The organism is Reyranella sp., assembly GCF_030651995.1.
In the GTDB taxonomy this organism is placed as follows: Bacteria; Pseudomonadota; Alphaproteobacteria; order Reyranellales; family Reyranellaceae; genus Reyranella.
This window is the reverse complement of the sequence record NZ_JAUSBN010000054.1, coordinates 82,826-106,566: the sequence shown is the minus strand read 5'-3', so window position 1 is coordinate 106,566 and position 23,741 is coordinate 82,826. Positions and strand designations below refer to the sequence as shown.

21 protein-coding genes and 1 pseudogene are annotated in these 23,741 nt (G+C 65.5%); 11 read left to right on the top strand and 11 right to left on the bottom strand.

Going from position 1 to position 23,741, the window contains the following annotated elements; translation table 11 throughout:
- Positions 1–3 precede the first annotated feature (3 nt).
- Positions 4–1,080 (top strand): DUF3500 domain-containing protein, encoded by a 1,077-nt coding sequence (locus tag Q7V45_RS16510; RefSeq protein WP_304853996.1) that lies wholly within the window; start codon positions 4–6, stop codon positions 1,078–1,080.
- A gap of 7 nt (positions 1,081–1,087) precedes the next feature.
- Here Q7V45_RS16510 and Q7V45_RS16505 read toward each other — a convergent pair whose 3' ends face one another.
- Positions 1,088–2,146, bottom strand: a complete 1,059-nt coding sequence (locus Q7V45_RS16505; RefSeq protein ID WP_304854101.1) for a putative zinc-binding metallopeptidase — start codon at positions 2,144–2,146, stop codon at positions 1,088–1,090.
- Between the two features lie 130 nt (positions 2,147–2,276).
- Here Q7V45_RS16505 and Q7V45_RS16500 point away from each other — a divergent pair, with 130 nt between their 5' ends.
- Positions 2,277–3,365 (top strand): ROK family protein, encoded by a 1,089-nt coding sequence (locus Q7V45_RS16500; RefSeq protein ID WP_304853995.1) that lies wholly within the window; start codon positions 2,277–2,279, stop codon positions 3,363–3,365.
- Positions 3,366–3,498: 133 nt separating this feature from the next.
- Here the strand turns inward: Q7V45_RS16500 and cysK are convergent, their stop codons facing one another.
- Complete coding sequence (gene cysK / locus Q7V45_RS16495; RefSeq protein WP_304853993.1) at positions 3,499–4,575, bottom strand: cysteine synthase A; 1,077 nt, start codon at positions 4,573–4,575, stop codon at positions 3,499–3,501.
- Between the two features lie 152 nt (positions 4,576–4,727).
- On the opposite strand from cysK, the gene Q7V45_RS16490 reads away from it, so the two are divergent.
- Positions 4,728–6,194 (top strand): DUF2252 domain-containing protein, encoded by a 1,467-nt coding sequence (locus Q7V45_RS16490; RefSeq protein WP_304853992.1) that lies wholly within the window; start codon positions 4,728–4,730, stop codon positions 6,192–6,194.
- Positions 6,195–6,248: 54 nt separating this feature from the next.
- Positions 6,249–7,235 carry an HAD family phosphatase gene (locus tag Q7V45_RS16485; RefSeq protein ID WP_304854099.1) on the top strand — a complete coding sequence of 329 codons (987 nt, stop codon included), beginning with the start codon at positions 6,249–6,251 and terminating at the stop codon, positions 7,233–7,235.
- Between the two features lie 198 nt (positions 7,236–7,433).
- Here the strand turns inward: Q7V45_RS16485 and Q7V45_RS16480 are convergent, their stop codons facing one another.
- Positions 7,434–8,285, bottom strand: a complete 852-nt coding sequence (locus Q7V45_RS16480) for an endonuclease/exonuclease/phosphatase family protein (protein ID WP_304853991.1) — start codon at positions 8,283–8,285, stop codon at positions 7,434–7,436.
- 165 nt (positions 8,286–8,450) lie between these two features.
- Between Q7V45_RS16480 and Q7V45_RS16475 the strand changes: the two genes are divergently transcribed.
- Positions 8,451–8,687 (top strand): hypothetical protein, encoded by a 237-nt coding sequence (locus Q7V45_RS16475; RefSeq protein ID WP_304853989.1) that lies wholly within the window; start codon positions 8,451–8,453, stop codon positions 8,685–8,687.
- Between the two features lie 21 nt (positions 8,688–8,708).
- On the opposite strand, the gene Q7V45_RS16470 is transcribed toward Q7V45_RS16475, so the two are convergent.
- The 6 genes from Q7V45_RS16470 to Q7V45_RS16445 form a co-directional block, all read right to left on the bottom strand.
- Complete coding sequence (locus Q7V45_RS16470; RefSeq protein ID WP_304853988.1) at positions 8,709–9,476, bottom strand: fumarylacetoacetate hydrolase family protein; 768 nt, start codon at positions 9,474–9,476, stop codon at positions 8,709–8,711.
- Positions 9,473–10,564 (bottom strand): sn-glycerol-3-phosphate import ATP-binding protein UgpC, encoded by a 1,092-nt coding sequence (locus Q7V45_RS16465; RefSeq protein ID WP_304853987.1) that lies wholly within the window; start codon positions 10,562–10,564, stop codon positions 9,473–9,475. The genes Q7V45_RS16470 and Q7V45_RS16465 overlap by 4 nt, the downstream gene beginning before the upstream one ends.
- A gap of 19 nt (positions 10,565–10,583) precedes the next feature.
- Entirely contained in the window at positions 10,584–11,432 is an 849-nt protein-coding gene (gene ugpE, locus Q7V45_RS16460) for a sn-glycerol-3-phosphate ABC transporter permease UgpE (RefSeq protein WP_304853985.1), read from the bottom strand.
- Positions 11,432–12,313, bottom strand: a complete 882-nt coding sequence (gene ugpA, locus Q7V45_RS16455; RefSeq protein WP_304853983.1) for a sn-glycerol-3-phosphate ABC transporter permease UgpA — start codon at positions 12,311–12,313, stop codon at positions 11,432–11,434. Before ugpA ends, ugpE begins: the two co-directional genes overlap by 1 nt.
- A gap of 151 nt (positions 12,314–12,464) precedes the next feature.
- Entirely contained in the window at positions 12,465–13,784 is a 1,320-nt protein-coding gene (gene ugpB / locus Q7V45_RS16450; RefSeq protein WP_304853981.1) for a sn-glycerol-3-phosphate ABC transporter substrate-binding protein UgpB, read from the bottom strand.
- Positions 13,785–13,916: 132 nt separating this feature from the next.
- Positions 13,917–14,609, bottom strand: coding sequence for a glycerophosphodiester phosphodiesterase family protein (locus tag Q7V45_RS16445; RefSeq protein ID WP_304853979.1), 693 nt, complete (start codon positions 14,607–14,609; stop codon positions 13,917–13,919).
- An 83-nt stretch (positions 14,610–14,692) separates the two neighbouring features.
- Here Q7V45_RS16445 and Q7V45_RS16440 point away from each other — a divergent pair, with 83 nt between their 5' ends.
- From Q7V45_RS16440 to Q7V45_RS16415, 6 genes are all read left to right on the top strand, one after another.
- Positions 14,693–15,457, top strand: a complete 765-nt coding sequence (locus Q7V45_RS16440; protein WP_304853978.1) for an SDR family oxidoreductase — start codon at positions 14,693–14,695, stop codon at positions 15,455–15,457.
- Positions 15,457–16,872 carry a sodium:proton antiporter gene (locus Q7V45_RS16435; protein ID WP_304853977.1) on the top strand — a complete coding sequence of 472 codons (1,416 nt, stop codon included), beginning with the start codon at positions 15,457–15,459 and terminating at the stop codon, positions 16,870–16,872. Before Q7V45_RS16440 ends, Q7V45_RS16435 begins: the two co-directional genes overlap by 1 nt.
- Positions 16,873–17,003: 131 nt before the next feature.
- Positions 17,004–17,540 (top strand): TRAP transporter small permease subunit, encoded by a 537-nt coding sequence (locus Q7V45_RS16430; protein ID WP_304853975.1) that lies wholly within the window; start codon positions 17,004–17,006, stop codon positions 17,538–17,540.
- Positions 17,541–17,661: 121 nt separating this feature from the next.
- Entirely contained in the window at positions 17,662–19,269 is a 1,608-nt protein-coding gene (locus Q7V45_RS16425) for a TRAP transporter large permease subunit (protein WP_304854097.1), read from the top strand.
- Between the two features lie 364 nt (positions 19,270–19,633).
- The gene (locus Q7V45_RS16420) at positions 19,634–20,659 is read left to right on the top strand and encodes a 50S ribosomal protein L11 methyltransferase (RefSeq protein ID WP_304853973.1); all 1,026 of its coding nucleotides are present in this window, start codon (positions 19,634–19,636) and stop codon (positions 20,657–20,659) included.
- Between the two features lie 137 nt (positions 20,660–20,796).
- Entirely contained in the window at positions 20,797–21,849 is a 1,053-nt protein-coding gene (locus Q7V45_RS16415) for a TonB family protein (RefSeq protein WP_304853971.1), read from the top strand.
- A gap of 525 nt (positions 21,850–22,374) precedes the next feature.
- Here Q7V45_RS16415 and Q7V45_RS16410 read toward each other — a convergent pair.
- Positions 22,375–22,674 (bottom strand): annotated as a pseudogene (locus tag Q7V45_RS16410) (GIY-YIG nuclease family protein).
- A gap of 270 nt (positions 22,675–22,944) precedes the next feature.
- On the bottom strand, positions 22,945–23,670 hold the full coding sequence (locus tag Q7V45_RS16405) for a hypothetical protein (protein WP_304853970.1): 726 nt from the start codon (positions 23,668–23,670) through the stop codon (positions 22,945–22,947).
- Between the last annotated feature and the right edge of the window lie 71 nt (positions 23,671–23,741).

Below are 23,741 nucleotides of genomic sequence, written 5' to 3'. Positions count from 1 at the left end.
GCCATGCCGCACGACGGCTGGCATCCGCACGACGAGTCCGCCCCTCACCACCACCATCACCACGGCCCGCCGACCCGGCGGACCGTGCTGGCGGCGGCAGCCCTGCTGCCGTTCGGCAGCGCAAGCGCGCAGACGGTCGATGCCGCCCAACGCATCGCCGAGGCCGCCAATCGGTTCCTGGTATCCCTCGACGATGGGCAGCGCCGGAAGACGCTGATCGCCTTCGACTCGGGCAATCGCCTCGACTGGCACTACATTCCTCGCAGCCGCGCGGGCCTCGCCTTGGGAGAACTGCGCCCCGACCAGGCCGACGCCGCCCGCGCGCTCTTCGCCTCGGTGCTGAACCAGCGCGGTCTCGAACTGCTCGATGGCGTGCGCCTGCTCGAAGGCGTCCTGCGCGAACAGCAGGGCAGTTTCCGCGATCCCGCCCGCTACTATGTCTCGGTGTTCGGCACGCCCGGGCGCTTTCCCTGGGGCTGGCGCTTCGAGGGCCATCACCTGTCGCTGAACGTGGCGCTGCCCGCCCCCGGGCACGTCGCGGTGACGCCCTTCTTCACCGGGGCCAATCCCGCCACGGTGCGCGAGGGACCCCATCGTGGCTTCCGACTGCTGGGACCGTCTGAGGATCTCGCCCGCCAGATCATGGCAAGCCTCACCGACCCGCAGCGCCAGGCGGCGATCATCGCCAACCGCTCGTTCGGCGAGATCGTGGCCAGCCCGCAACGCGAGCGGGATCTCGGCAATCCCAGAGGCGTGGCCTTGGGCGAAATGACGGGCGCCCAGCGCACCCTGATCGAGGCATTGATGGACCGCTTCCTCGGCACGCTCGCGGCCGACCTGCTGGCCCAGCAAGAGCAGCGCGTCCGCGAGCAGGGGCTCGCCACCTTCCGCTTCGCCTGGGCGGGATCGCTGACGCCGGGCGAGGCCCATTATTTCCGGGTCCATGGTCCGGTGACGCTGATCGAGCACGACAATACCCAGAATGGCGCCAATCACGTCCACGCCGTGTGGCGCGACCTCGCCGCCGATTTCGGCCATGACGCGCTGGCCGATCACTACCGCCAGCAGAAGCACCGTTGAGTCCGGCTTACGGGGCCGGGTGGACGAGCCGGTGGATGAAGCCGAGCTTTTCGATCACCGGCGGCGACAGCACGAACGGATACACGTCCGGCTGACCCATGCCGCGGTTGAGGCTGTTCAGCGCCAGCGACAGAGGCGTCCAGCTGTCGATGAGCTGGCCGATCTCGGAAGCTCGATAGGGATCGAAGTCGACGGTGGCATCCAGCTCCTCGCCCTTGGCCAGGTGGGGCTGGGTCGACAGGCCGAAGGCCCGCGCGATTTCGAGCGTATCGACGATGTGCAGATAGTGCGCCCAGGTCTCGGCGAAGTCCTCCCACGGGTGGGAGCTCGCGTAATGGCTGACGAAGTTCGCCTGCCAGTCGGGCGGGGCGCCGTTGGCATAATGGGCCTGCAACGCCTGGGCGTATTCCTGGCTGTCGTCGCCGAAGAGGTTCCGACAGCCGTCGAGTTGGCCCCCGTTGCACACCAGCCGGTCCCAGTAGTAGTGCCCGATCTCGTGCCGGAAATGACCGAGCAAGGTCCGGTAGGGCTCGTGCATGGCGACCCGGTTCTGCTCGCGCACCGCATCGTCGGCCTCGGCCAGGGCGATGGTGATCAGCCCGTTGTCGTGACCCGTCATGACCCGCGGCGCATTGGACTGCGGCAGCTCGGCCAGGAAGTCGAAGGCCAGCCCTTCCTCCGGCGATTCGACCTTGGTCGGTACCGGTAGCTTCAGGCGCAGCAGCGAATAGAAGAGCCGGTGCTTGGCGATCTCGATCTTCTGCCAGTGGGCCAGATTGTCGGGAATGGTGAGATCGGGGATCGTCCGGTTGTGCCGGCAGGACAGGCAGAAGGTCTCGGAAGACGTGGACTCGACCAGCCAGTTGCAGGCGGCCTGCTGGGCATTCGCGCAGAAGCGGTAGAGCACGTCCGGCGAGGCAAGGGCACGCCACAACTCGCCCTCCGGCTCGAGCGCCGAAACGGTCGCGACTTCGGGGACGTATCCGAGCTTGTGTCCGCATTTCACACAGACATCGTTCTCGAAATACAGGATCTGCTGGCAGCTCTGGCATTTGAACAGTTTCATCGCGCCGGTAACGCGGAGCATGGCCGAACTGTTGCCATGTCTTCCTGCCGCAGGAAGGGGGAGGAAAGCGAGGTCGAGGAACTTTCACCCCGTCCCGGCCGTTCATGAGGCCTTACAGGGGGAGATGCGCATGAGCGCCCGGACCGGAACCGAAACTGCCGCATCTGCCGGGGAGTCCGTCGAGGCTCCCTCCGTCTTCGTTCATGGCGGCCGTGTCCTGCCCGCCGTTACCGTCGATACCTACAACGAGGAATTGCGCGACGAGGAGGGCTTCATCGGCGATCGCGCCAGTCGCCGGGCCTTCCATGCCATCCTGGCCGATTGGCGGGACCGCTTGAAGGAGCGCGGAGAGGACCCGTTCGGCGACGTGCCGATGGAGGAAATCTCGAAATCGAAGCTCGACAAGATGCTGTCCAGCGGCGACGCAGTCTCAGCGGGTCTGGTCCACACCGTCGTCGAGGAGTTCGCTGGCGAGCTGACGACGGTGATACGCCGCTTCCTCCGGCTGGACACGTGGAAGGACACGCAGCGCATCGTGATCGGCGGCGGCATGATCGGCAGCCGGATCGGCGAACTGGCGATGGGACGAACCGGCATCATGCTGGCGGCCGACGGCATCAAGATCGAACTCGCGGCCATCCAGAACGATCCCGACGAGGCCGGGCTTATCGGCGCCGTGCACCTGGCCCCGAGCTGGGTGATGGCTGGGCACGATGCCATCCTCGCGGTCGACATCGGCGGCACCAACGTGCGGGTGGGCGTTGTCGAGCTCAATTCGGGCAAGCGCGGCGACGTCGAGGAAGCAGATGTCTGGAAGCGTCAGGTCTGGCGGCATTCTGACGACGAGCCCGACCGCGACGAGGCCATCGAGAAGATCGCCGCGATGCTGAACAAGCTGATCGACCGCGCGAAACAGGAAAAGATCAAGCTCGCGCCGTTCATGGGAATCGGTTGCCCCGGCCTGATCGACGAGCACGGCTCCATCCTGAAGGGCGGCCAGAACCTGCCGGGCAACTGGGAAGGCAAGTCGTTCAACCTCGCCGCTGCCCTGTCGACTCATCTGCCCAAGATCGACGGTCACGAGATCTTCATACAGATCCACAACGACGCCGTCGTTCAGGGGCTGAGCGAAGTGCCGAACATGAAGGACGTCGAGCACTGGGGCGTCATGACGATCGGCACTGGCCTGGGCAATGCCCGGTTCACGAATCGGGAGTGACTCGGGTCCAACCGAAAGAGCCTAAAGGTCCTTCGCTTCGCTCAGGACGACAATAGGGCTGTGATCGACGCAGTGCGCCGATGCAAGGAATGTTGTCATCCCGAGCGTAAGCGAGGGACCTTTGTCTTTGCCCCTACCCCATCTGATAGCCGGGCGTGGACTTCGAGATGGCGATCTCGGACTCGTCCATGTCGTCGATGATGCCCTCGAACAACGGCGTCGTGAGATAGCGCTCGCCGGTGTCGGGCAACATGCAGAGAATGACCGAGCCGGGCGCGGCCTTCTCCGCCACCTGGAGCGCGATGGCGAAGGTCGAGCCACCGGAGATGCCGGTGAAGATGCCCTCCTTCTGCGCCAGCGCCTTGGCGCATTTGATCCCCTCGGCCCCGACGACCGGCAGCAGCTCGTCGTAATACTTCTTGTCGATCGACTCCTGCAGCACGAGCGGGATGAAGTCCGGCGTCCAGCCCTGGATCGGATGCGGTTCGAACGCGGGATGGCTGACGGCGGGTGACCCGTCGGCCGCCCGCTCCTGCGCCTTGCCGCTGCCGAGGAGCTGGGCGTTGGCGGGCTCGGTCAGGATGATCTTCGTCTCCGTCCGCTCCTGGCGCAGCACCCGCGCCACGCCGGTCACCGTGCCGCCGGTCCCGTAGCCGCTCACGAAATAGTCGAGCCGGCTGCCCTCGAAGTCGGCGAGTATCTCGCGCGCCGTCGTGGACTCGTGAATCGCGGCGTTGGCCTCGGTCTCGAACTGGTGGGCCAGGAACCAGCCGTTCGCCTTCGCGAGTTCCACCGCCTTCTGATACATGCCGAGCCCCTTCTGGGCGCGCGGCGTCAGGACGACCTTGGCGCCCAGCATGCGCATCAGCTTGCGGCGCTCGATCGAAAAACTGTCGGCCATGGTGACCACCAGCGGATAGCCCTTCTGGGCGCAGACCATGGCCAGGCCGATGCCGGTGTTGCCGCTGGTCGCCTCGACCACGGTCTGGCCAGGCTTCAGGGTGCCGTTGCGCTCGGCCGCCTCGATGATGTTGACGGCGAGGCGGTCCTTCACCGAGCCGCCGGGATTGAAGGACTCCACCTTGACGTAGATCGTGACATCCTTGGGGGCGAGGGCGTTGATGCGGATGCAGGGCGTGTCGCCAATCGTGTCGAGCACATTGTCGTAAAGCCGGCCGCGTCCCGCCGTGGTCCGGATCTTGGTGCCCATGTTCGTCTCCCTGTGCGTGGGCGCAAATTCTACGCCGGTTAGGCGTGGCCGCGAAGAACTCGATGCACAATCCGTATCGACCTCGTCCACTTCGCGCATCCATCGATAGGTTAGTCTGGCAGACGCGGCGACGGGCCGCCTGGAGTTTCGACATGAGCACGGCAGCCGCACGACCGGACATCGATGCGCCTTTCAACGACAAGAAATCGGCCTCGCCCGGCGAGACCCTTGGCCGGTTCGCCGCGCCGCGACGGTCGGTGAGCGAACGCAAGGCAGCCGGCAAGAGCCTGCGCAAGGTGGTGCCGCGAGAGAGCCACGCCACCTTTCACGAGAGCGCCGATCGACCCGATCCCGTAGCGATCCTCGAAGCGCAGAACCTGAGCCGTGCCCAGAAGCTCGTGCCGGTGCGCTTCGCGCGGATGCTGGCCTCGCCCTTCGCCTTCCTGCGCGGCTCGGCTGCGGTGATGGCCTCGGACCTCGCCACGACGCCGGTGACCGGCCTGCAGGTGAACGCCTGCGGCGACATGCATGTCTCCAACTTCGGCGTCTTCGGCTCGGCCGAGCGCGACCTGGTGTTCGCCATCAACGACTTCGACGAGGTCTTCCCCGGCGCCTGGGAGTGGGACCTCAAGCGCCTGACCGCCAGCGCCGCCGTGGCGGTGCGCTTCATGGGGGGCGACAAGCAACAGGCCTCGGACGCTGCGGCGGAAACCGTGAGGTCCTATCGCGAGCATATCGCCCGCTATGCGGAGATGGGCCATCTCGCCACCTGGTACGACAGGATCGACGAGCACGCGGTGCTCGCCGGCCTGTCGCCCCGGGCGCGCAAGAATGCGCAAAAGCTGATCGACAAGGCCCGTGCCAAGGGACACCAGCGCGTTCTCGGCAAGCTGGCCGAGCTCGTGGAGGGGGAGCATCGCATCGTCGAATCCATTCCCCTCGTGGTTCGTGAGAGCCACACCGAAGACGGGACCCCCATCGAGCAGGCGTTGGATGCGATGCTCAGTTCGTATCTCGAGTCGTTGACCTACGATCGCCGCCGCCTCCTGTCGCGCTATCGCATCGTCGATGTCGCTCGCAAGGTCGTCGGCGTCGGCAGCGTCGGCACCGGCTGCTGGGTCGTGTTGCTCATGGGCAACGACGGCGACGATCCGCTGTTCCTGCAAGTGAAGCAGGCCCAGCCGTCCGTGCTGGCGGCCTATTCCGACTACCGGATGCCGTTCGAGAATCAGGGCCGCCGCGTCGTGGTCGGCCAGCGCATGATCCAGGGATCACCCGACATCTTCCTGGGCTGGGGACAGCTGAACGACCGGGACTTCTATGTCCGCCAGCTCGCCGACATGAAGGGCGGCATCGAAATGGAGGAAGGGAACACCCGGGGCGTCGCCGGCTTCCAGGAATATTGCACGCTGTGCGGCTGGGCGCTGGCGCTGGCTCATGCGAAGTCGGGCGATGCCGCCGCCATTGCCGGCTATTGCGGCAACAGCGCGGCCCTCGACGAGGCCATCGCCAGCTTCTCCCTCGCCTATGCCCGGCAAACCGAGCGCGATCACGAAGCGCTCGACAAGGCCCGCCGCAGCGGACGTATCCGTGTCGCGTCGGAACGACTGGCCAAATAGGATCGCCGTGAAATTCTGGAGCCTGCTATGAAGCGTCGGTCGTTGATGATGGGCATGGCGGCGGCCGCCGGGGCGGTGGCGGCCGGGGGCATGGTGAGTCCGGGATTCGCACAGGCCGACGCGCTGCCTTCCTGGAACGACGGGCCCGCGAAGCGGTCGATCCTCGACTTCATCGCGCGCACGACGACCCCCGGCGGGCCGGACTGGGTGCCGGTGCCGGAGCGCATCGCCTGCTTCGACAATGACGGCACGCTGTGGACGGAGCAGCCCATCTACGTCCAGATCGCCTTCGCCGTCGATCGCGTGAAGGCACTGGCGCCGCAGCATCCCGAATGGCGCACCCTGGAGCCCTTCAGGTCGGTACTGGCCGACGACCGGGCCGCCCTGGCGGCGCTGGGCGAAAAGGGCTTCCTCGAGATCATCGCGGCGACGCATAGCGGCCTGACGACGGAGGCCTTCGCGAAGGCGGTGGCCGACTGGATCGCGACCGCCCGTCATCCGCGCTTCCAGCGGCCCTATACCGATCTCGTCTACCAGCCGATGCTCGAGCTGCTGGCCCTGCTGCGCGCCCAGCAGTTCAAGACCTTCATCGTTTCCGGCGGCGGCATCGAGTTCATGCGGCCATGGACGGAGCACGTCTACGGCATTCCGCCCGAGCAGGTCGTGGGCTCCTCGGGCGTCACCCGCTACCGGCTGCGGCCGGACGGCAGCCCGGAGCTGGTGAAAGAGGCCAAGGTCATGTTCATCGACGACGGCCCGGGCAAGCCGGAAGGAATCAACCAGTTCATCGGCCGGCGCCCTGTCTTTGCCTTCGGCAATTCCGACGGCGACAAGCAGATGCTCGAATGGACCGCGGCGGGCAGCGGCGCGCGTTTCATGGGCCTCGTACACCATACCGACGCCGTCCGCGAATACGCCTACGATCGCCCCTCCGCGGTCGGCCAGCTCGACAAGGCGTGGGACGAGGCGCTGCGCCGCCACTGGACCATCGTCGACATGAAGAACGACTGGAAGGTGATCTACCCGTTCGAGCTGCGCTGACGTCCGCGCGACCGGCTAGGGTCTTTCCGCTTCAACTTCATCCACACACCACCCTCATCCTGAGGAGCACGCCAAAGGCGTGCGTCTCGAAGGATAGGCAACAAACGTGGTGCTCGTGCCCATGCTTCGAGACGGCCCTGCGGGCCTCCTCAGCATGAGGTTGGTGGCAGGGGTGATTCTATCTCGATCGGAAAAACCCTAGAGATCGAACTCGACGAAGACCGGCCAGTGGTCGGAGGCGACGATGCCGTAGCCGATCCAGGCCCGCCTGACCTTGGGCGTCAGGTCGTGCGTAACGAAGACATGGTCGATCCGGCCTTCGCGGGGAAACGACTCCACTTCCGCCTCGCTGTTGCCAGCGGCGATCCAGGCGTCGGCCAGGTGCATCGTGGTGCCGAGGCGGCCGTAGTAGCTCGTCTCGCCGCAGACCAGCGGATACTCGGGATGGTCCGGCGTGAAGTTGAAGTCGCCGGCAAGAATGGCGGCGCGCGACACGTCGGGCCGGCGCTCCTGGAACATGAAGGTCGAGCCGGCGGCGCTGTCCCACGTCGCACCGATCCGCTCGGCATTGAGGACCGTGTCCATCAGGGCGCGGACCTGCGGCAGGCGCTGCTGCGGGCCGACATGGCTGAGATGGACGCTGTAGACGCGTAGCGGTCCGGCCGGCGTCGCGATCGACGCCTCGACGAAGCCGCGCTGCAGGTCGAAGCGGTCGACGAGCTGCGTCTTGGGCAGGAGATGGCCGCGCGCCCAGATGATCGGCCAGCGCGAAATGACCGCGTTGCCGAAGCTGCGGCGGCGATTGACGATCCGCCCGTCGGCGCCGACCTCGCTGGCGTCGGACTCCATGGCGCCGTGATACCAGTGATAGCGGTTGAGCCGGGAGGCGATCTCGGCGGTCTGGTCGGCGAAGTCGTTCTGCGGCCAGCCGGAAACGGCTTCCTGGATACAGACGATGTCGGCCTCGGCCACCGCGTCGGCGATGCGGGCGACGTCATACTGGCCGTCGGAACCGACGCCGTAGTGGATGTTGTAGGTAGAGAACAGCATGTGGCTCTACGCGGTTGATTTGATTGGACCAAGCTTACGACTGGAATTGTACCATCCCCTGTACGACAGGGACTGCGGCGTTTACCCAAGTCGTTCCCCATTCCGCAAAGGGAAGCCCTCCACTTGGCGGATGCGGCAGACGACGCGACCTGTCACAGTGGGCCAATGCTCAATTCCGCCGAGTCGCTCGCCCGCAAGATCATCCGGGACATGCATATCTATACCCGTGGCCGCCCCATGCACTGGGTGCCCATGGACACGGTCATGCGCCGCCTCGACCTGAAGGAAGACGCGGCCACCGAGGCTGCGTTCAGCCATGCGGCCTCGAGCGGCTGGCTGGAACTGAAGGACGTCCGGGGCGCCTGCCTGACCAACGCCGGCCGCCGCCTCACGAAAGTCTGACCCCAGGGCGCGGCCCGGCCCTCAGCCATACCGGTTGCGCAGCGTGCCGATGCCGTCGATGACGATCTCGACCTCCGTGCCGGCCTTCATCGGCAGCACGCCCAGCGACGTGCCGCAGGCGATGACGTCGCCCGGCACGAGGGTCATGTCCTGCGAGAGGCGGCTGACCAATTCGACCGGCGGGAAGATCATGTCGTCGACCCGATAGTTCTGGCGCTCCCGGCCGTTGACCAGAGTACGGACCGTGAGCGACGCCGGATCGAGGCCGGTCGCGACCGCCGGCCCGAAGGCGCCGAACCCATCGAAGTTCTTGGCGCGGGTCCATTGCGCGAAGGACGGATCCCGCTGCAGCAGTTCCATCGCCGTGACGTCGTTCACGCAGGTGTAGCCGAGGATATGGTCCGCGGCCTCCGCCACAGACACGCCGGAGCAGGTCCTGCCGATCACGATGCCGAGCTCGCCTTCATAGGCGACACGGCCATCGTAGGATTTCGGCACGGGGATCGCCCGGCCGTGCGCGGTGAAGCTGTTCGGCGCCTTGAGGAAGGTGAGCGGCTCGGCCGGGATCGCCCAGCCGTTCTTGTCGGCAGCGGCGCGGAAGTTGTTCCACAGCGCCACCATCTTGGTGGGTTCCGTCGGCGTCAGCCAGCTCGCGTCGGCCGCAACCACCGTCTCGCCGGTCGCCGGGCCGGGATCGAAGATCGTGCCTTCGTGCAGGCGAATGCGGTCGCCGTCGATGGCGCCGAGGCGCGCACGTCCCTCGTGCTCGATGCGGGCCCAGAGCGTCATGCCGCGTCGGGAATACGCTTGCCGGTCTGCGAATCGAACAGATGGAGATGCCCGGGATCGGCCTTGAAGCGCAGCTTCTCGCCGGGCTTGGCGAGGATGTGACCGCTCTGGCGGACGGTGACGACCTCGCTCGCCTCGCCAAATCGGCCATGCAGCAGGGTGTCGGCGCCCAGCGGCTCGGCCAGCTCGATCTCGAACTCCAGCGGACCGTCGGCCGCAGGATGCAGATGCTCGGGCCGGATTCCGACGGCGACCGGCGTGCCGTCAGCAGCCGTCGTTGCGAGACCGATCGGCAGCACGACACGGGCGGCGCCGGTGCCGGCCAGCTCGATCGCCCGGCTGCCCTCGACCACCTTGCCCGCCAGGAAGTTCATGGCCGGCGATCCGATGAAGCCCGCGACGAAGACCGAGGCCGGCCGCTCGTAGACGTCCATCGGCGTGCCGATCTGGTCGGCGACGCCCGCGTTCATGACGATCAGCCGGTCGGCCAGGGTCATCGCCTCGACCTGGTCGTGGGTGACGTAGATCGAGGTGACGTCGAGCTCGCGCTGCAGGCGCTTGATCTCGAGCCGCATCTGCACGCGCAGCTTGGCGTCGAGGTTGGACAGCGGCTCGTCGAACAGGAAGACGGCCGGCTCGCGCACGATGGCGCGGCCCATGGCGACCCTCTGGCGCTGGCCGCCCGAAAGCTGGCGCGGCTTGCGCTGCAGGAACGTACCCAGTTCGAGGATCTTGGCCGCCTTCTGGACGCGCACGTCGATCTCGGCCTTGGAGAGGCCGCGGATCTTCAGGCCATAGGCCATGTTCTCGTAGACGCTGAAATGCGGGTAGAGCGCGTAGTTCTGGAACACCATCGCGATGTCGCGATCCTTGGGCTCGAGATCGTTGACCACGCGGTCGCCGATCGCGATCGTGCCGCCGGTGATGCGCTCCAGCCCCGCCACCATGCGCAGCAGGGTGGACTTGCCGCAGCCCGAGGGGCCGACGATGACGACGAATTCGCCGTCGGCAATCTCGATGTCGACGCCGTGAATGACCTCGAGCTTTTCGTAGCTCTTCCTCACGCCGCGGAGGTGGACTTGCGCCATGGCCCTGCTTCTCTCTCGCCTACTTCTCGGTTTCGACCAGGCCGCGCACGAACTGGCGCTGCATGAACACGACGACCAGGACCGGCGGCAACATGGCGAGCATCGCCATGGCCATCAGCAGGTTCCAACTCGGCACGCCGTCGACCACGTTGGCCTGGCGCGAGACGGTCATGACCACCGTGTAATAGCTTTCCTTGGTCGTGATCAGCAGCGGCCAGAGATACTGGTTCCAGCCGTAGATGAACTGGATCACGAACAGCGCAGCGATCGAGGTCCGGCTCATCGGCAGCAGAATGTCCCAGAAGAAGCGCATCGGGGAGGCACCGTCGACCCGCGCTGCCTCGGTGAGCTCGTCGGGCACACTCAGGAAGAACTGGCGGAACAGGAAGGTCGCCGTTGCCGAGGCGATCAGCGGGATGATGAGGCCGTAGTAGGAGTCGAGCATGCCGAGCGAGGCGACGACCCCGTAGGTCGGCACGATGCGAACCTCGACGGGCAACATCAGCGTAACGAAGATCGCCCAGAAGAAATACATCCGGCCGGGGAAGCGGAAATAGACGATGGCGAAGGCCGAGGTGATCGAGATCGCGATCTTCCCGAGTGCGACGCCCAGCGCCATGATCATGCTGTTGGTCAGTGTCATCAGGACGGGAGTGTTACCGATGCGGCCATAGCCCTCGGTCAGCACCTTCGTGTAGTTCTCGATCAGATGCGGCCCCGGCAGCACCGGAATCGGCGACTGCAGCATGGTCTGCTGGCTGTGCGTCGAGGCCACAAACGTCATCCACACCGGGAAGGCGATGATGATCACGCCGATCAGCACGACGAGGTGGCTCAACAGCGTGAGGAAGGGCCGGTTCTCGACCATCAGTAGTGCACCCGGCGCTCGATGAAACGGAACTGCACGACGGTGAGCGCGATGACTACGACCATCAGGATGACCGACTGGGCCGAGGAGCCGCCGAGATCCTGGCCGCGGAAGCCGTCGTTGAAGACCTTGAACACCAGGATTTCCGTGGACTTGCCCGGTCCGCCCTTGGTCAGCGAATCGACCACGCCGAAGGTACCGAAGAAGGCGTAGATGATGTTGACCACGAGCAGGAAGAAGCCGACGGGCGAGAGCAGCGGGAAGATGATATCCCAGAAGCGCCGGCCGGGGCCCGCGCCGTCGATCGCCGCCGCCTCGATCAGCGACTTCGGGATCGACTGCAGGCCGGCCAGGAAGAACAGGAAATTGTAGCTGATCTGGTTCCACACTGCGGCGATGACCACCAGCAGCAGGGCCTGGTTTCCGTTGATCACGTAATTGAATTCGATGCCGATACCCTGGAGCATCCAGGCGATGATGCCGACCGAGGGATTGAACAGGAAGCCCCACAGGACGCCGGCGACGGCCGGCGCCACGGCGTAGGGCCAGATGAGAAAGGTCTTGTAGGCGGTGGCCCCCCGGATGATGCGGTCGGCCATCACCGCCAGCAGCAGCGAGATGCCGAGCCCGATGGCCGCCACCAGGAAGCTGAACACCACGGTGATCTGCGCCGAGTGGGCGTAGCTATTGTCCCTGAAGAGCTGGGCGAAGTTCTCGAACCAGACGAACTTGGAATTGCCGCCGAAGACATCCTCGATCAGCACCGACTGGTAGATCGCCTGGCCCGACGGCCAGAAGAAGAACACCAGCGTGATGATGATCTGGGGCCCCAACAGAAGGTAGGGCAGCCAGCGTTCGTTGAAGGTGACGCGTTTTTCCATGGCTTAGAGACGCGCCCCGCTCTCAAGTCTCCTCTCCCCCGTTCGGGGGAGAGGCTGGGTGAGGGAGCGACGCACCTCCTGTAACCCCCTCACCTAACCTCTCCCCCGAACGGGGGAGAGGAACATGAGGAAGGGCACAGACAAGGTCACCTTACTTGTTCGCCGCTTCGAAGCGCTTGAGCTGATCGTTGCCCGCCTTGACGGCGTCGTCGAGCGCGGTCTTCGCGTCCTTCTTGCCCGACCACACGTTCTCGAGCTCGCCGTCGACGATGTCGCGGATCTGCACGAAGTTGCCGATGCGCAGGCCCTTGGAATTGGCCGTCGGCGGGTTGAGCGTCAGCTCCTGGACGCCCACTTCGCGGCCCGGGAACTTCTTGTAGAAGCCTTCCTTCTCGGTCACCTCGGCGGCGGCCGTCGTGATCGGCACGTAGCCCGTCTCCTGGTGCCACTTGGCCTGCACCGGCGTGCTGGCGAGGTAGCTCATGAACTTGGCGACGCCCTTGTACTCGGCGGCCGGACGGCCCTGCAGCACCCACAGGGTGGCACCGCCGATGATCGAGTTCTGCGGCTTGGCGATGACGTCAGGCGAGTAGGGCATCATGGCGATACCGTACTTGCTCGTGCCGCCCAACGCCTTGTCGATGCCCGCGGCCGAACCGGACGAGGCGACGTGGAACACGCAGTCGCCGCCGGTGAACAGCGCCGTCGACTTGCCCTCGCGACCGCCGTAGACGAACGTCTTGTCCTTGGTCCAGTCGGCCAGCATCTGGATGAACTTGACGCGCGCGGGGTCGTTGAACTTCAGCTCGATGTCGGTGCCGCCGAAGCCGTTGTCCTTCGTGGCATACGGCAGATTGTGCCAGGCGCCGTAATTCTCGATCATGGTCCAGGTCTGCCACTGCGGCGTGAACCCGCACTTGGCGCCGGCGGCGACCGCCTTCTTGGCCATCTCGCCCAGCTCCGGCCAGGTCTTCGGCGGCGTGTTGGGATCGAGGCCCGCCTTCTGCATCAGCTCCTTGTTCCAGTAGAGAACCGGCGTCGAGGAGTTGAACGGCATCGACAGCAGCTTGCCGTCCGGCGTCGAGTAATAGCCGTAGACCGGGCCGATGAAGGCCTTGGGATCGAACGGCTCCTTGGCGTCGGCCATGAGCTGGTAGACCGGATAGACCGCGCCCTTGGCGGCCATCATGTTGGCCGTGCCGACCTCGAAGACCTGCACGATGTGCGGCGCCTGCTTGGCGCGGAAGGCGGCGATCGCGGCCGTCAGGGTCTCGGTATAGGAACCCTTGTAGACCGGGTTCACCTTGTACTCGCTCTGCGACTTGTTGAATCCGTCGACCAGAGTGTTGACGGCTTCGCCCAGGTTGCCGCCCATGGCGTGCCAGAACTGGACTTCGGTCTGCGCAAACGCGGTGGACGCGCTCGCCAGCACCGCCGCAGCCGCGACGGAAGACAGTAGAATCCGTGTCATGTCGAACAAACCTCCCAGAAATAATCCCCGGCGATGTATCGTCGGGCCGCAAGACTGCGATGTGTCTCTTTTGTTGCGGTATGATGACAGTCCACCAAGACTGCGGGGCGAATGCAACCCCAAAGGCCAATATTAAGTGAGGGCGGCCAGAATTACGTCCGGCGCGTCGCTGATGACGCACTGCACGCCCATGCCGACGAGCGCCCGGGCCACGTCGCCGTCGTTGATCGTATAGACGCTGAGCAGGTAGCCGGCCTTGCGGATCTCGAGGGCCCGGACCGCCGTCAGGCGCTTGCCGTTGGTGTTGATGCCGGCCGCCGCCACCGCTTCGGCGCGTCCCCGCCAGTCGTCCTTCACCTCATCGATCAGCAGCGCCCGCACAAATTCCGGCGCTGCCTCGAGGGCCGTGGCGAGGGACGGGTCCCTGAAGCTCGACAGCAGCGGCGCCGGCAGCGCGGCCGGCCACAGGCGGCGCAGGGTCTCGACGGTGACCCTCGCGGTCTCCGCCTCGCGGCCCTCGCACGGCTTGATCTCGACATTGCAGCCCAGGCCCAGCTCGCCGAAACAGGCGATCGCCTGCTCGAAGGTCGGCACCGACGGCGGCAGCTCGGACGCGCGCATCTCGGATGCCAGCCGGTCGACCCCGGTCGTCCGCTTGAGCGACGAATCGTGCAGGACGATCGGCACGCCGTCGGCCGTCAGCTTGACGTCGATCTCGACCCAGGCAGCCCCGCGCCGCCGGGCTTCGCGGAACGATTCCAGCGTGTTTTCCGGGGCGTAGGCCATGGCGCCGCGATGGCCGATCACTTTAGGCAGTTGCAGCATCCACGAATCCAACGCTAACTGAGCTGTCGCATAGCCTAATGTAGCGTCCCCGTTCCACTTCCATCTGCAGCCCCCCTCGATCCTTGTCGACCTTCCCCGAAAAGTTCCGCCTCGACGGCCGCACCGCGCTGATCACCGGATCGGCGCGCGGCCTGGGCTGGGAGATGGCCAGGGGCCTGGCCGAAGCCGGCGCCCGGGTGCTCCTGCACGGCCGCTCGCCGGAGCGGCTGGCGCCGCGGGTGGCCGAGCTGCGCGCCGCCGGCCGGGCGACCGATGCGGTGGTGTTCGAGATGGCCGACCGCCCCGCCATGAAGCTGGCCCTCGCCGGGGCGGGGCCGGTCGACATCCTGATTCACAATGTCGGCGAGCGTGACCGGCGGCCCTTCACCGAGATCGGGTCCGACGATTTCGCGCGCCTGGTCGACACCGACCTGTCCGCGGGTGAGGCGCTGATCCGGCTGGTCGTACCGGGCATGGTCGAGCGCGGCTGGGGACGGCTGATCCTGGTGACCTCGATCGCCGCCACGCTCGCGGCGCCCGGCGCCTCGTCCTACATCGCCGCAAAGGCCGGCCTCGAAGCGCTCGCCCGCGCGCTGGCCTCCGAACTGGGCGCCACTGGCGTCACCGCCAACGCCCTCTCGCCCGGCTTCTTCGCGACCGAAACCAACGAGGCGCTGATCCGGTCGGCCGCCGGCGAGAGGCTTCGCCTGCGCTGCCCGGCCAGGCGCTGGGCAGACCCTTCTGAAATCGCCGGCGCGGCGATCTTCCTCGCCTCTCCTGCCGCGAGCTACGTCAACGGCCATACCCTCACCGTCGACGGCGGCGTCACCTCAACCTACGTGGGCTGATGAAACTCCGACACTTCCTCCCTGGCCTGCTCACCTTCGCCTTCGCGCTGCCGGCACTGGCGGCCGGCGCCGACGCCCCGGCGATCGACGGACGCCATCTCGGCCTCGTCTGGATGATCCCGTTCGCCGGCATCCTCCTGTCGATCGCGATCATGCCGCTCGCCGCGCCGAGCTTCTGGCATCACCATTTCGGCAAGATTTCCGCCGTCTGGGCAGCGCTGATCATCATCCCGTTCGCGCTGATCCACGGTGTCCCGACCGCCGTGTACGAGGTCGTCCACCTGCTGCTGCTCGATTACATCCCCTTCATCGTGCTGCTGACGGCGCTGTTCACCGTGACCGGCGGCATCCATATCAAGGGCAACCTGCACGGTTCACCGTCGATGAACACCGCCCTGCTGGCGATCGGCACGGTGCTGGCGGGCTGGATGGGCACGACCGGGGCGTCGATGCTGCTGATCCGGCCCATGATCCGCGCCAACGACGATCGCCGGCACAAGATCCACGTCTTCGTGTTCTTCATCTTCCTGGTGTCGAACATCGGCGGCGCGCTGACACCCCTCGGCGATCCGCCGCTGTTCCTGGGCTTCCTCAAGGGCGTGAGCTTCTTCTGGACGACGACGCACCTGTTCTCGGAAATGCTGGTCTGCGCCATCGTGCTGCTGGCGTTGTTTTACGCCATCGACAGCTACTGGTACCGCAAGGAAGGCCGTCCGAAGCCCGATCCGACACCGGAAACGCCGGTGCGGATCGAGGGCGGCGTCAACATCATCCTGCTGGCGGCCATCGTCGGGGCGGTGCTGGCGAGCGGCACGTGGAAGCCCGGCATCCACTTCACGGTCTTCCACGTCACGCTCGAGTTGCAGAACGTCCTGCGCGACCTGATCCTGGTGGCGATCTGCTTCCTGTCGCTGCGATTGACGTCGCGGGCGTCCCGCCTCGACAACGGCTTCAGCTGGGCTCCCATGCTCGAAGTCGCCAAGCTGTTCGCCGGCATCTTCATTACGATCGCCCCGGCGCTGGCCATCCTGCGCGCCGGCAAGGACGGCGTCCTGGCGCCGCTGGTCGCCTTGGTGACGGGCCCCGACGGCCAGCCCAACGACATCTGGTATTTCTGGCTGACCGGCATCCTGTCGAGCTTCCTCGACAATGCACCGACCTATCTCGTCTTCTTCAACCTGGCCGGCGGCGACCCCAATGTGCTGATGGGCGCGCTCGCCAGCACGCTCGCGGCGATTTCCTGCGGCGCCGTGTTCATGGGCGCCAACAGCTATATCGGCAACGCCCCGAACTTCATGGTCAAGGCGGTGGTCGAGGAGGCCGGCATCCGAATGCCGAGCTTCTTCGGCTACATGGCGTGGTCGAGCGCCATTCTCCTGCCGCTCTTCCTGTTGCTGACCCTGATCTTCTTCTGAGAGGAAACGACAGCGGGCTTGCGCATCAATTCGGTCGTTTTGCCATCCGGATTGTCTGGCACAGTGAAAAAACGGCATTAGAATGGCTAGTGTCTGACAAAAAATAGGCGAGGACAGGGGGGCTTCGAGATATGGCGGCACTTCTCAAACTGAGTGCAGCGATCGACCGCATAACGGAATTCGTTGGGCGTTCGCTCTACTGGCTGATCCTCGTCATGGTGCTGGTCAGCACCCTGAACGCCATTTCCCGCAAGTTCCTGAACGTGAGCTCCAACGGCTGGCTCGAACTCCAGTGGTACATGTTCGCCGCCGTCTTCATGGGTTGCGCCGGCTATGCGCTCCTGCGCAAGGAGCACATCCGGATCGACATCATCGCCAGCCATCTGTCCGACCGGGCCAACCAGCGCATCGCCCTGTTCGGCCACATCTTCTTCCTCGTGCCGCTCTGCCTGATCATGATCTATTTCTGCTGGCCCTATTTCCTGGAGTCGGTGCGGATCAACGAGCATTCGAGCAATGCCGGCGGCCTGGTCCGCTGGCCGGTCAAGCTGATGATGGTCGTCGGCTTCGCCCTGCTGCTGATGCAGGGCGTTTCGGAAATCATCAAGCAGGTGGGCGTGATGCGCGGGGTCTATGTCGACCCCCGCACCGCACCGTCGACGCACTGAGGCCCGCGCCATGAAAATTCTTCGCGGGATCTTCTATCTCTTCCTCGTCTTCATCGCCGTATTGGTGGTGTCTTCCTTCTTTGCGCCGCAAAGCGTGCTCGCGGGCTGGGTCAAGGCCGAGATGGCCCCGATCATGTTCGTGTCGCTGATCTTCTTCCTGTTGCTCGGCTACCCGGTCGCCTTTTCGTTGAGCGCGCTCGGGCTGCTCTACGCGATCATCGGCATCGAGCTGGGACTGTTCACGCCCAACCTGATGCAGGCGCTGCCGAACAGGCTCTATGGCGTGATCGAGAACGAGACCCTCCTGGCGATCCCGTTCTTCACCTTCATGGGGCTGATCCTCGAACGCTCCGGCATGGCCGAAGACCTTCTCGACACGATCGGCCAGCTGTTCGGACCGTTGCCCGGCGGTCTTGCCTATGCGGTCATCTTCGTCGGCGCGCTGCTGGCGGCGACAACCGGCGTGGTGGCGGCGTCCGTGATCTCCATGGGCCTGATCTCGCTGCCGATCATGCTGCGCTACGGCTACGACCGGAAGCTCGCATCCGGCGTCATCGCAGCCTCCGGTACCCTGGCGCAGATCATTCCGCCCAGCATCGTGCTGATCGTGCTCGCGGACCAGCTCGGCCGGTCGGTCGGCGACATGTACAAGGGCGCCATCATTCCGGCCTTCGTCCTGACCGGGCTTTATGTCGGCTACGTCTTCTCCCGGACGATCTTCACGCGGGGGGTGGCGCCCGCGCTGCCGCCGGAAGCACGTCAGCTCAAGGAGGACAATGGAAGTGCTGGCTACACGTCCCTGCTGGTGCTCGTGGTCTGCGTCGTGGCCTGCAGCCTGGTGCTGGCGTACGGGCTGCACTGGGACGGTATCTGGGCCGCATCGCTGTCGGGTTTGATCGCCTATGTGCTGGCGCTTGCCAATCGCACCTTCAAGCTTGGACTGCTGAGCCGGCTGGGTCAGCAGGTGGTCATCGTGATGATGCCGCCGCTGGCGCTGATCTTCCTGGTGCTGGGCACGATCTTCATCGGCCTCGCGACTCCGACCGAGGGCGGAGCGATGGGAGCCACCGGCGCCGTGCTGATGGCGATGGCCAACCGGCGGCTGGATTTCGCCCTGCTGCGGCAGGCGATGGACGTGACGGCCAAGCTCACGGCCTTCGTCATTTTCATCCTGGTGGGCGCGCGCGTCTTCAGCCTGAGCTTCTACGGCGTGAACGGCGATCAATGGGTCGAGCACCTCCTCCTGGGATTGCCCGGCGGACCGATCGGCTTCCTCATCGTCGTGAACATCCTGATCTTCCTGCTGGCCTTCTTCCTCGATTTCTTCGAGCTGGCCTTCATCATCATTCCGCTGCTGGTCAAGCCGGCCGAAGCCCTGGGCATCGACCTGATATGGTTCGGAGTGCTGCTGGGGGTGAACATGCAGACGTCGTTCATGCATCCACCCTTCGGCTTCGCCCTGTTCTACCTGAGATCGGTCGCGCCCGAGGGAAGCTATGTCGACAAGGTGACGGGCAAGCTGATGGACGGCGTCACCACGGCGCAGATCTACTGGGGCGCGGTGCCGTTCGTGTGCATCCAGGTCGTCATGGTGGCGCTGGTCATCGCCTTTCCCGGCATGGTCACCTCGAGCCTCGACAAGGGCAACGGTGTCGATCCCAGCAAGGTGACGATCGAGATCCAGGCACCGCCATCGGTCGACGACGCCCCGCCGATCTCTTTCAAGTAGCCTCGATACGAGACCCCCGCCCGGTGAGCCGGGCGGGGCTTGCCGGCCGCGCACCCGACGACCGCAATGCGACCGATGTAACGGACAAAAAACCGCGGGATCAGCCGGAGGCTATTCTGTAGGCTACCCCTTGCCCCGGCCCCAGGCAGTCCCCCGGCCCGCCTTCTCACGCCGAGGATGCCAAGCCCATGCTCTCCCCGCTGTTCGTTCTGCTCACCGTGATTTTCTTCCGCGGAAAGGTGTCGCAACTGGCGATCGGATGACCAAGCGTCCACGAACGACCATCGAGAAGCACAGCGCGATGTTGCTTCAGCGCCTCTCGGCACCCGAGACCGCTTCGCATCTCGCAGCCAATCCCGGAAGCATGGTGCGGCTGGCGAAGGCCCTGAACGAGGGCGGCGAGAGGGAACGCGCCGCCGAACTCGCAGCCCAGGCACGCCGGCTCGCCCCCGAGGATCCTGAAATCGAGCGGATCGCGTTGCTCGTCCTGGAAGGCAGCGTGCCGGACTGGCACCACGCGATCCTCGCGGACACGGCGCGCAACTCGGCCTTCGACGCCGCCTTGCGTCGCAGCGTCGTCCCGGGTTCCCGCGTCCTCGACATCGGCGCCGGATCGGGCCTTCTCGCCCTGATGGCGGCCCGGGCGGGCGCAGCCGAGGTGGTGAGCTGCGAACTGAATCCCGCCATGGCGGCCGCCGCGACGCAGATCGTCGAGCGCAACGGCTATGCCGACCGCATCCGGATCGTGGCCAAGCATTCGCGCGACCTCGAGATTGGCACCGACCTCGCCGGCCCGGCCGACATCATCGTGTCCGAGATCGTCGCCAACAACCTGCTGGGTGAAAACATACTCGGGACGATGGAGGACGTCGTCGGGCGGCTGGGGCACCCCACCACCCGCGTGATTCCCTCGCATGGTTCCGTGCGCATCGCTCTCGCCAGCTATCGCAACCTGGCTTTCAGGCAGACGAGATCGGTCCAGGGCTTCGATCTCTCGCTGATGAACAGCTTTTCCGCGCGCATCGCGCTGTCGCCGGGCAATGAGGCGCTGGAGCTGCGGAGCGCCCCGGAGGACCTCTTCTCCTTCGATTTCAGCTCGGGCGGTCCGTTCAGCGACGATCGGGCCGCCGTCAGCCTGACCAGCACAGGTGGCACGGTAAATGGCATCGTCCAATGGTTCAGGCTGACGATGGATGCCGAAGGGGCCTACGAGAACAGGCCGGCACCCGGCGCGTCCTCATCCTGGTCCGTGATGTTCCAGCCATTGCCTTCCGTCATAGAATCACAGCCGGGCGATCGGATCGTCGTTCGAGGGGGCCGGGACCGAACGTCGGTGTGGATCTGGGTCGACCCCTCTGCCAGAGAAACGCCAATATCGGCAAGTACATAGAGGAAGGAAAGTCGCACGATGAATCCTCTGCTTTTCCTCTAGATTGGCAGGACGCCCTCCAGGTCTTCGGCAATCCCGGTATGCCCTCCCCCGATGAGGACGCCAGGCATCGAGGCGAGAAGCTGTAGAACCATTCCGTGGCCCACGCCGTAAGCGCCTTCTCCTACCGTTCCGACCGCATGTCGCCCGTCGCACTCGCGCTGGCGATCCTGCTGCATGTCCTCGTGGTGGCGGTGCTGTGGTGGCTGGCGCAGCAGAAGCCGCCGGTGCCGCCGGTCGAGGAGGCGATCACCGTCTCGTTCGAGCAGCCCAAGCCGCCGGACCCTCCCCCGCCCGAGCCGCCCCCGCAGCCGCCCGTGGCCCAGCCCCCGCAACAGGTTCCGCTCCCGCAGACGCTGCCGCCGATCATTCCCGGGGTGCGCCCGCCGGCGCCCGTCACGGGGGACCGGCCGACCCAGGCACCGCCCACCGACCAGGTGTCGAAGCAACCGCCGGCACCGCCGCCGCCGCCCGAGAGCAAGGAGGAGCCGAGTCTGCTCACCGAGCCGGAAGCCGCGCCGCCCCCGCGCGAACCGCCACTGGAGGCGCGCGTCCAGCCTCCGCCCGTGCCGGCCGAGAAGCCCACGCCGGAGCCGCCGACGGAACAGGGGCTGAAACCGGCGCCGATCCCGCCGCCGCCCCAACCGGCGGCGGCGGCGAAGCCGGCCGAACCCGTCCCGGTGCCAAAGCCTCTGCCGCAACAGCAGGCGCTCGCCTCACCGCCGAGGCCGCCTCCGCCCGCGCCGAAGCCTGAGCTGAAGCCCTCACCGCTCTCGACGGCGCCGGCACGGCGGCCGCCCTCCGCCTCCTCCGCCGAGCCGCCGTCGCAGCACCGCTTCGTCAATCCCGCGGACAGCTATGCGCGCGCCAAGGTCGCCGACAATTATCTCTCGGAGGTCCTGCGCAAGATCGTGGGCTACCGCTACCAGTCGAACACCCAGCGACGGCAGGGCGTGACGGTCGTGCGAATCGTCATCGCCCGCGACGGCCGCCTGCTCGGCGCCACCGTCATCAGCTCGAGCGGTGAACCCGAGTTCGACGAGGGCGTGCTGGCCGGCGTCCGTGCCGGCGCGCCTTACTCGCCGCTGCCCGACAACATCAAGGGCGCCAGCGCCCCCTTCGACCTGCCGCTGGTGTCGATCCGGCGGTAGCAGGCTGTTGAAACAACCTTTTTTGCAGGCACCGCGAGAAACAGCGGCCCGCCAACGGTACCATGATACCGGCTTCATGGGAGCGACATTCGATTCATTTGTTTCGTTTATTTTGTTTGTTTCGAATATGCGCCCCGCACCCCGTGGAGCCCAGCTACACAAAGGAATCAGATCAACACATCAAAGGGTATCCCTTTCGATTCCTTCTCAATTCATGACGCTCTGGACCAGGTCCTCTCCGTATCGCTTCGAACCATTCACCTCATCTGAGGAGGCTGGCCGGAAATGAATTGAATCGATTCAAGCACTTACCTCATCCTGAGGAGCGCCGCGAAGCGGCGCGTCTCGAAGGATGGGCAACAGGCAAGGTGCGCGTTCCCACCCTTCGAGACGCATCGCTGCGCGATGCTCCTCAGGGTGAGGTTATCGGGGCTGTTCATAGCCCCTTGTTTTAGCTGCATTCATTTCGAGTCAGACTCTGAGGAGGCCCAAAGGGCCGTCTCGAAGGATGGGCAACGGGCCCCTTCATTTGCTACCTCTTTTCGCGAGCGCCCGAAGCGCCCCGAAATCGCCCCTGATCAGGGCTTCCTTCTTGGCGCGCGACCAGCCTTTGATTTGCCTTTCAACCGCGATTGCATCGGTGATGTTTAGAAAATGCTCCGACCAAACTAAGACCACCGGAAGACGTTTAGAGGTATAGCCGCCGTAAGTGCCAGTATTGCGCTCCGAAAGACGTCGCTCCAGGCCTCGCCGTGCCGAGCCGACATACTAGCTGCCGTCTGAACAGCGCAGCATGTAGACGTGCGCTCCCTCCTCGTTGTCCATGGTTCCAGCCAGCTCGACCTTTGCCCATCCTTCGAGACGCGCCGCTTCACGGCGCTCCTCAGGATGAGGTAAGTGCTTGAATCGATTCAACGCAATTCCGGCCAGCCTCTGAAGAGCCGCGCAAAGCGCGGCGTCTCGAAGGATGGGCAACAGACGGGGTGCGCGTGCCCACCCTTCGAGACGCTCACTGCGCTCGCTCCTCAGGGTGAGGTCATTGTTGAGACGCTCGACTCGATTCATTCTCGCCCGGAAAAACTCCAGGCACGGGCGTTACCGCTCGTAGCCCATCAGCTCGAACGTCTCGCGGCACGATTCGTAGATGGCCTTCTTCTGCCGGTCCGTCAGGATTTCCGCGGCGGGCCGGCGATCGGCGCGCTGCACCGTCTTGGCGCGCGGCAGCTCGCCGTCGAAGCGAAGTCCGGACTTCGCCAGAACCGCATGGAACGACGCGGGCAGGTCCTCCTGCCGGATGATCTCATCGAGGGCGACCCTGCCGTCGATCGTGTAGAGGTCCCTGTTGTCGATTTCGTCGTGGGCGATCAGCTCGTCGAGCACGGCCTGGAAGTCGCCGGCGGGTCGCCCCATGAACCACATCTTGAAATAGGCCTGTGAAACCGCCTTCTCGTACGGGTGCCGTTCGATCGTCCACTTGTGGGCCTTCTGCCAGAAGGCCTCGCCGAGCATGCGGCGCGCCAGGCTCGCCGGCATGTGGTTGTAGTACTCGTTGCCCGCGTGGTTTCCCTTCATCATCTCCCGGTAGTCCGCCTCGTCGCCCCGATCGAGAATGCCCTCGTGGGGGCTCGTCGGTCCGGGCCCGATGCGGAAATTCTGCGGTCCGCGCCAGCCATGCGCCTGCCGGATCTTCTCGTCGTCGGGATGGATCGGCGTGATGATGTCGGCCTTGCCGCAAAGGCTGCTGAGCACCAGCTCGATGGCCGTGCCGGCCGTCTTTCGCGTCTTGATGAAGATGAAGCCGTGTTCGAATGATGCGATCATGCCGGGCATGCCTCTCCGCTTTTCCGTCCCCCGTGCCCAGCGCAGATCCTCCTGCCGCTCGGCGTCCGGAC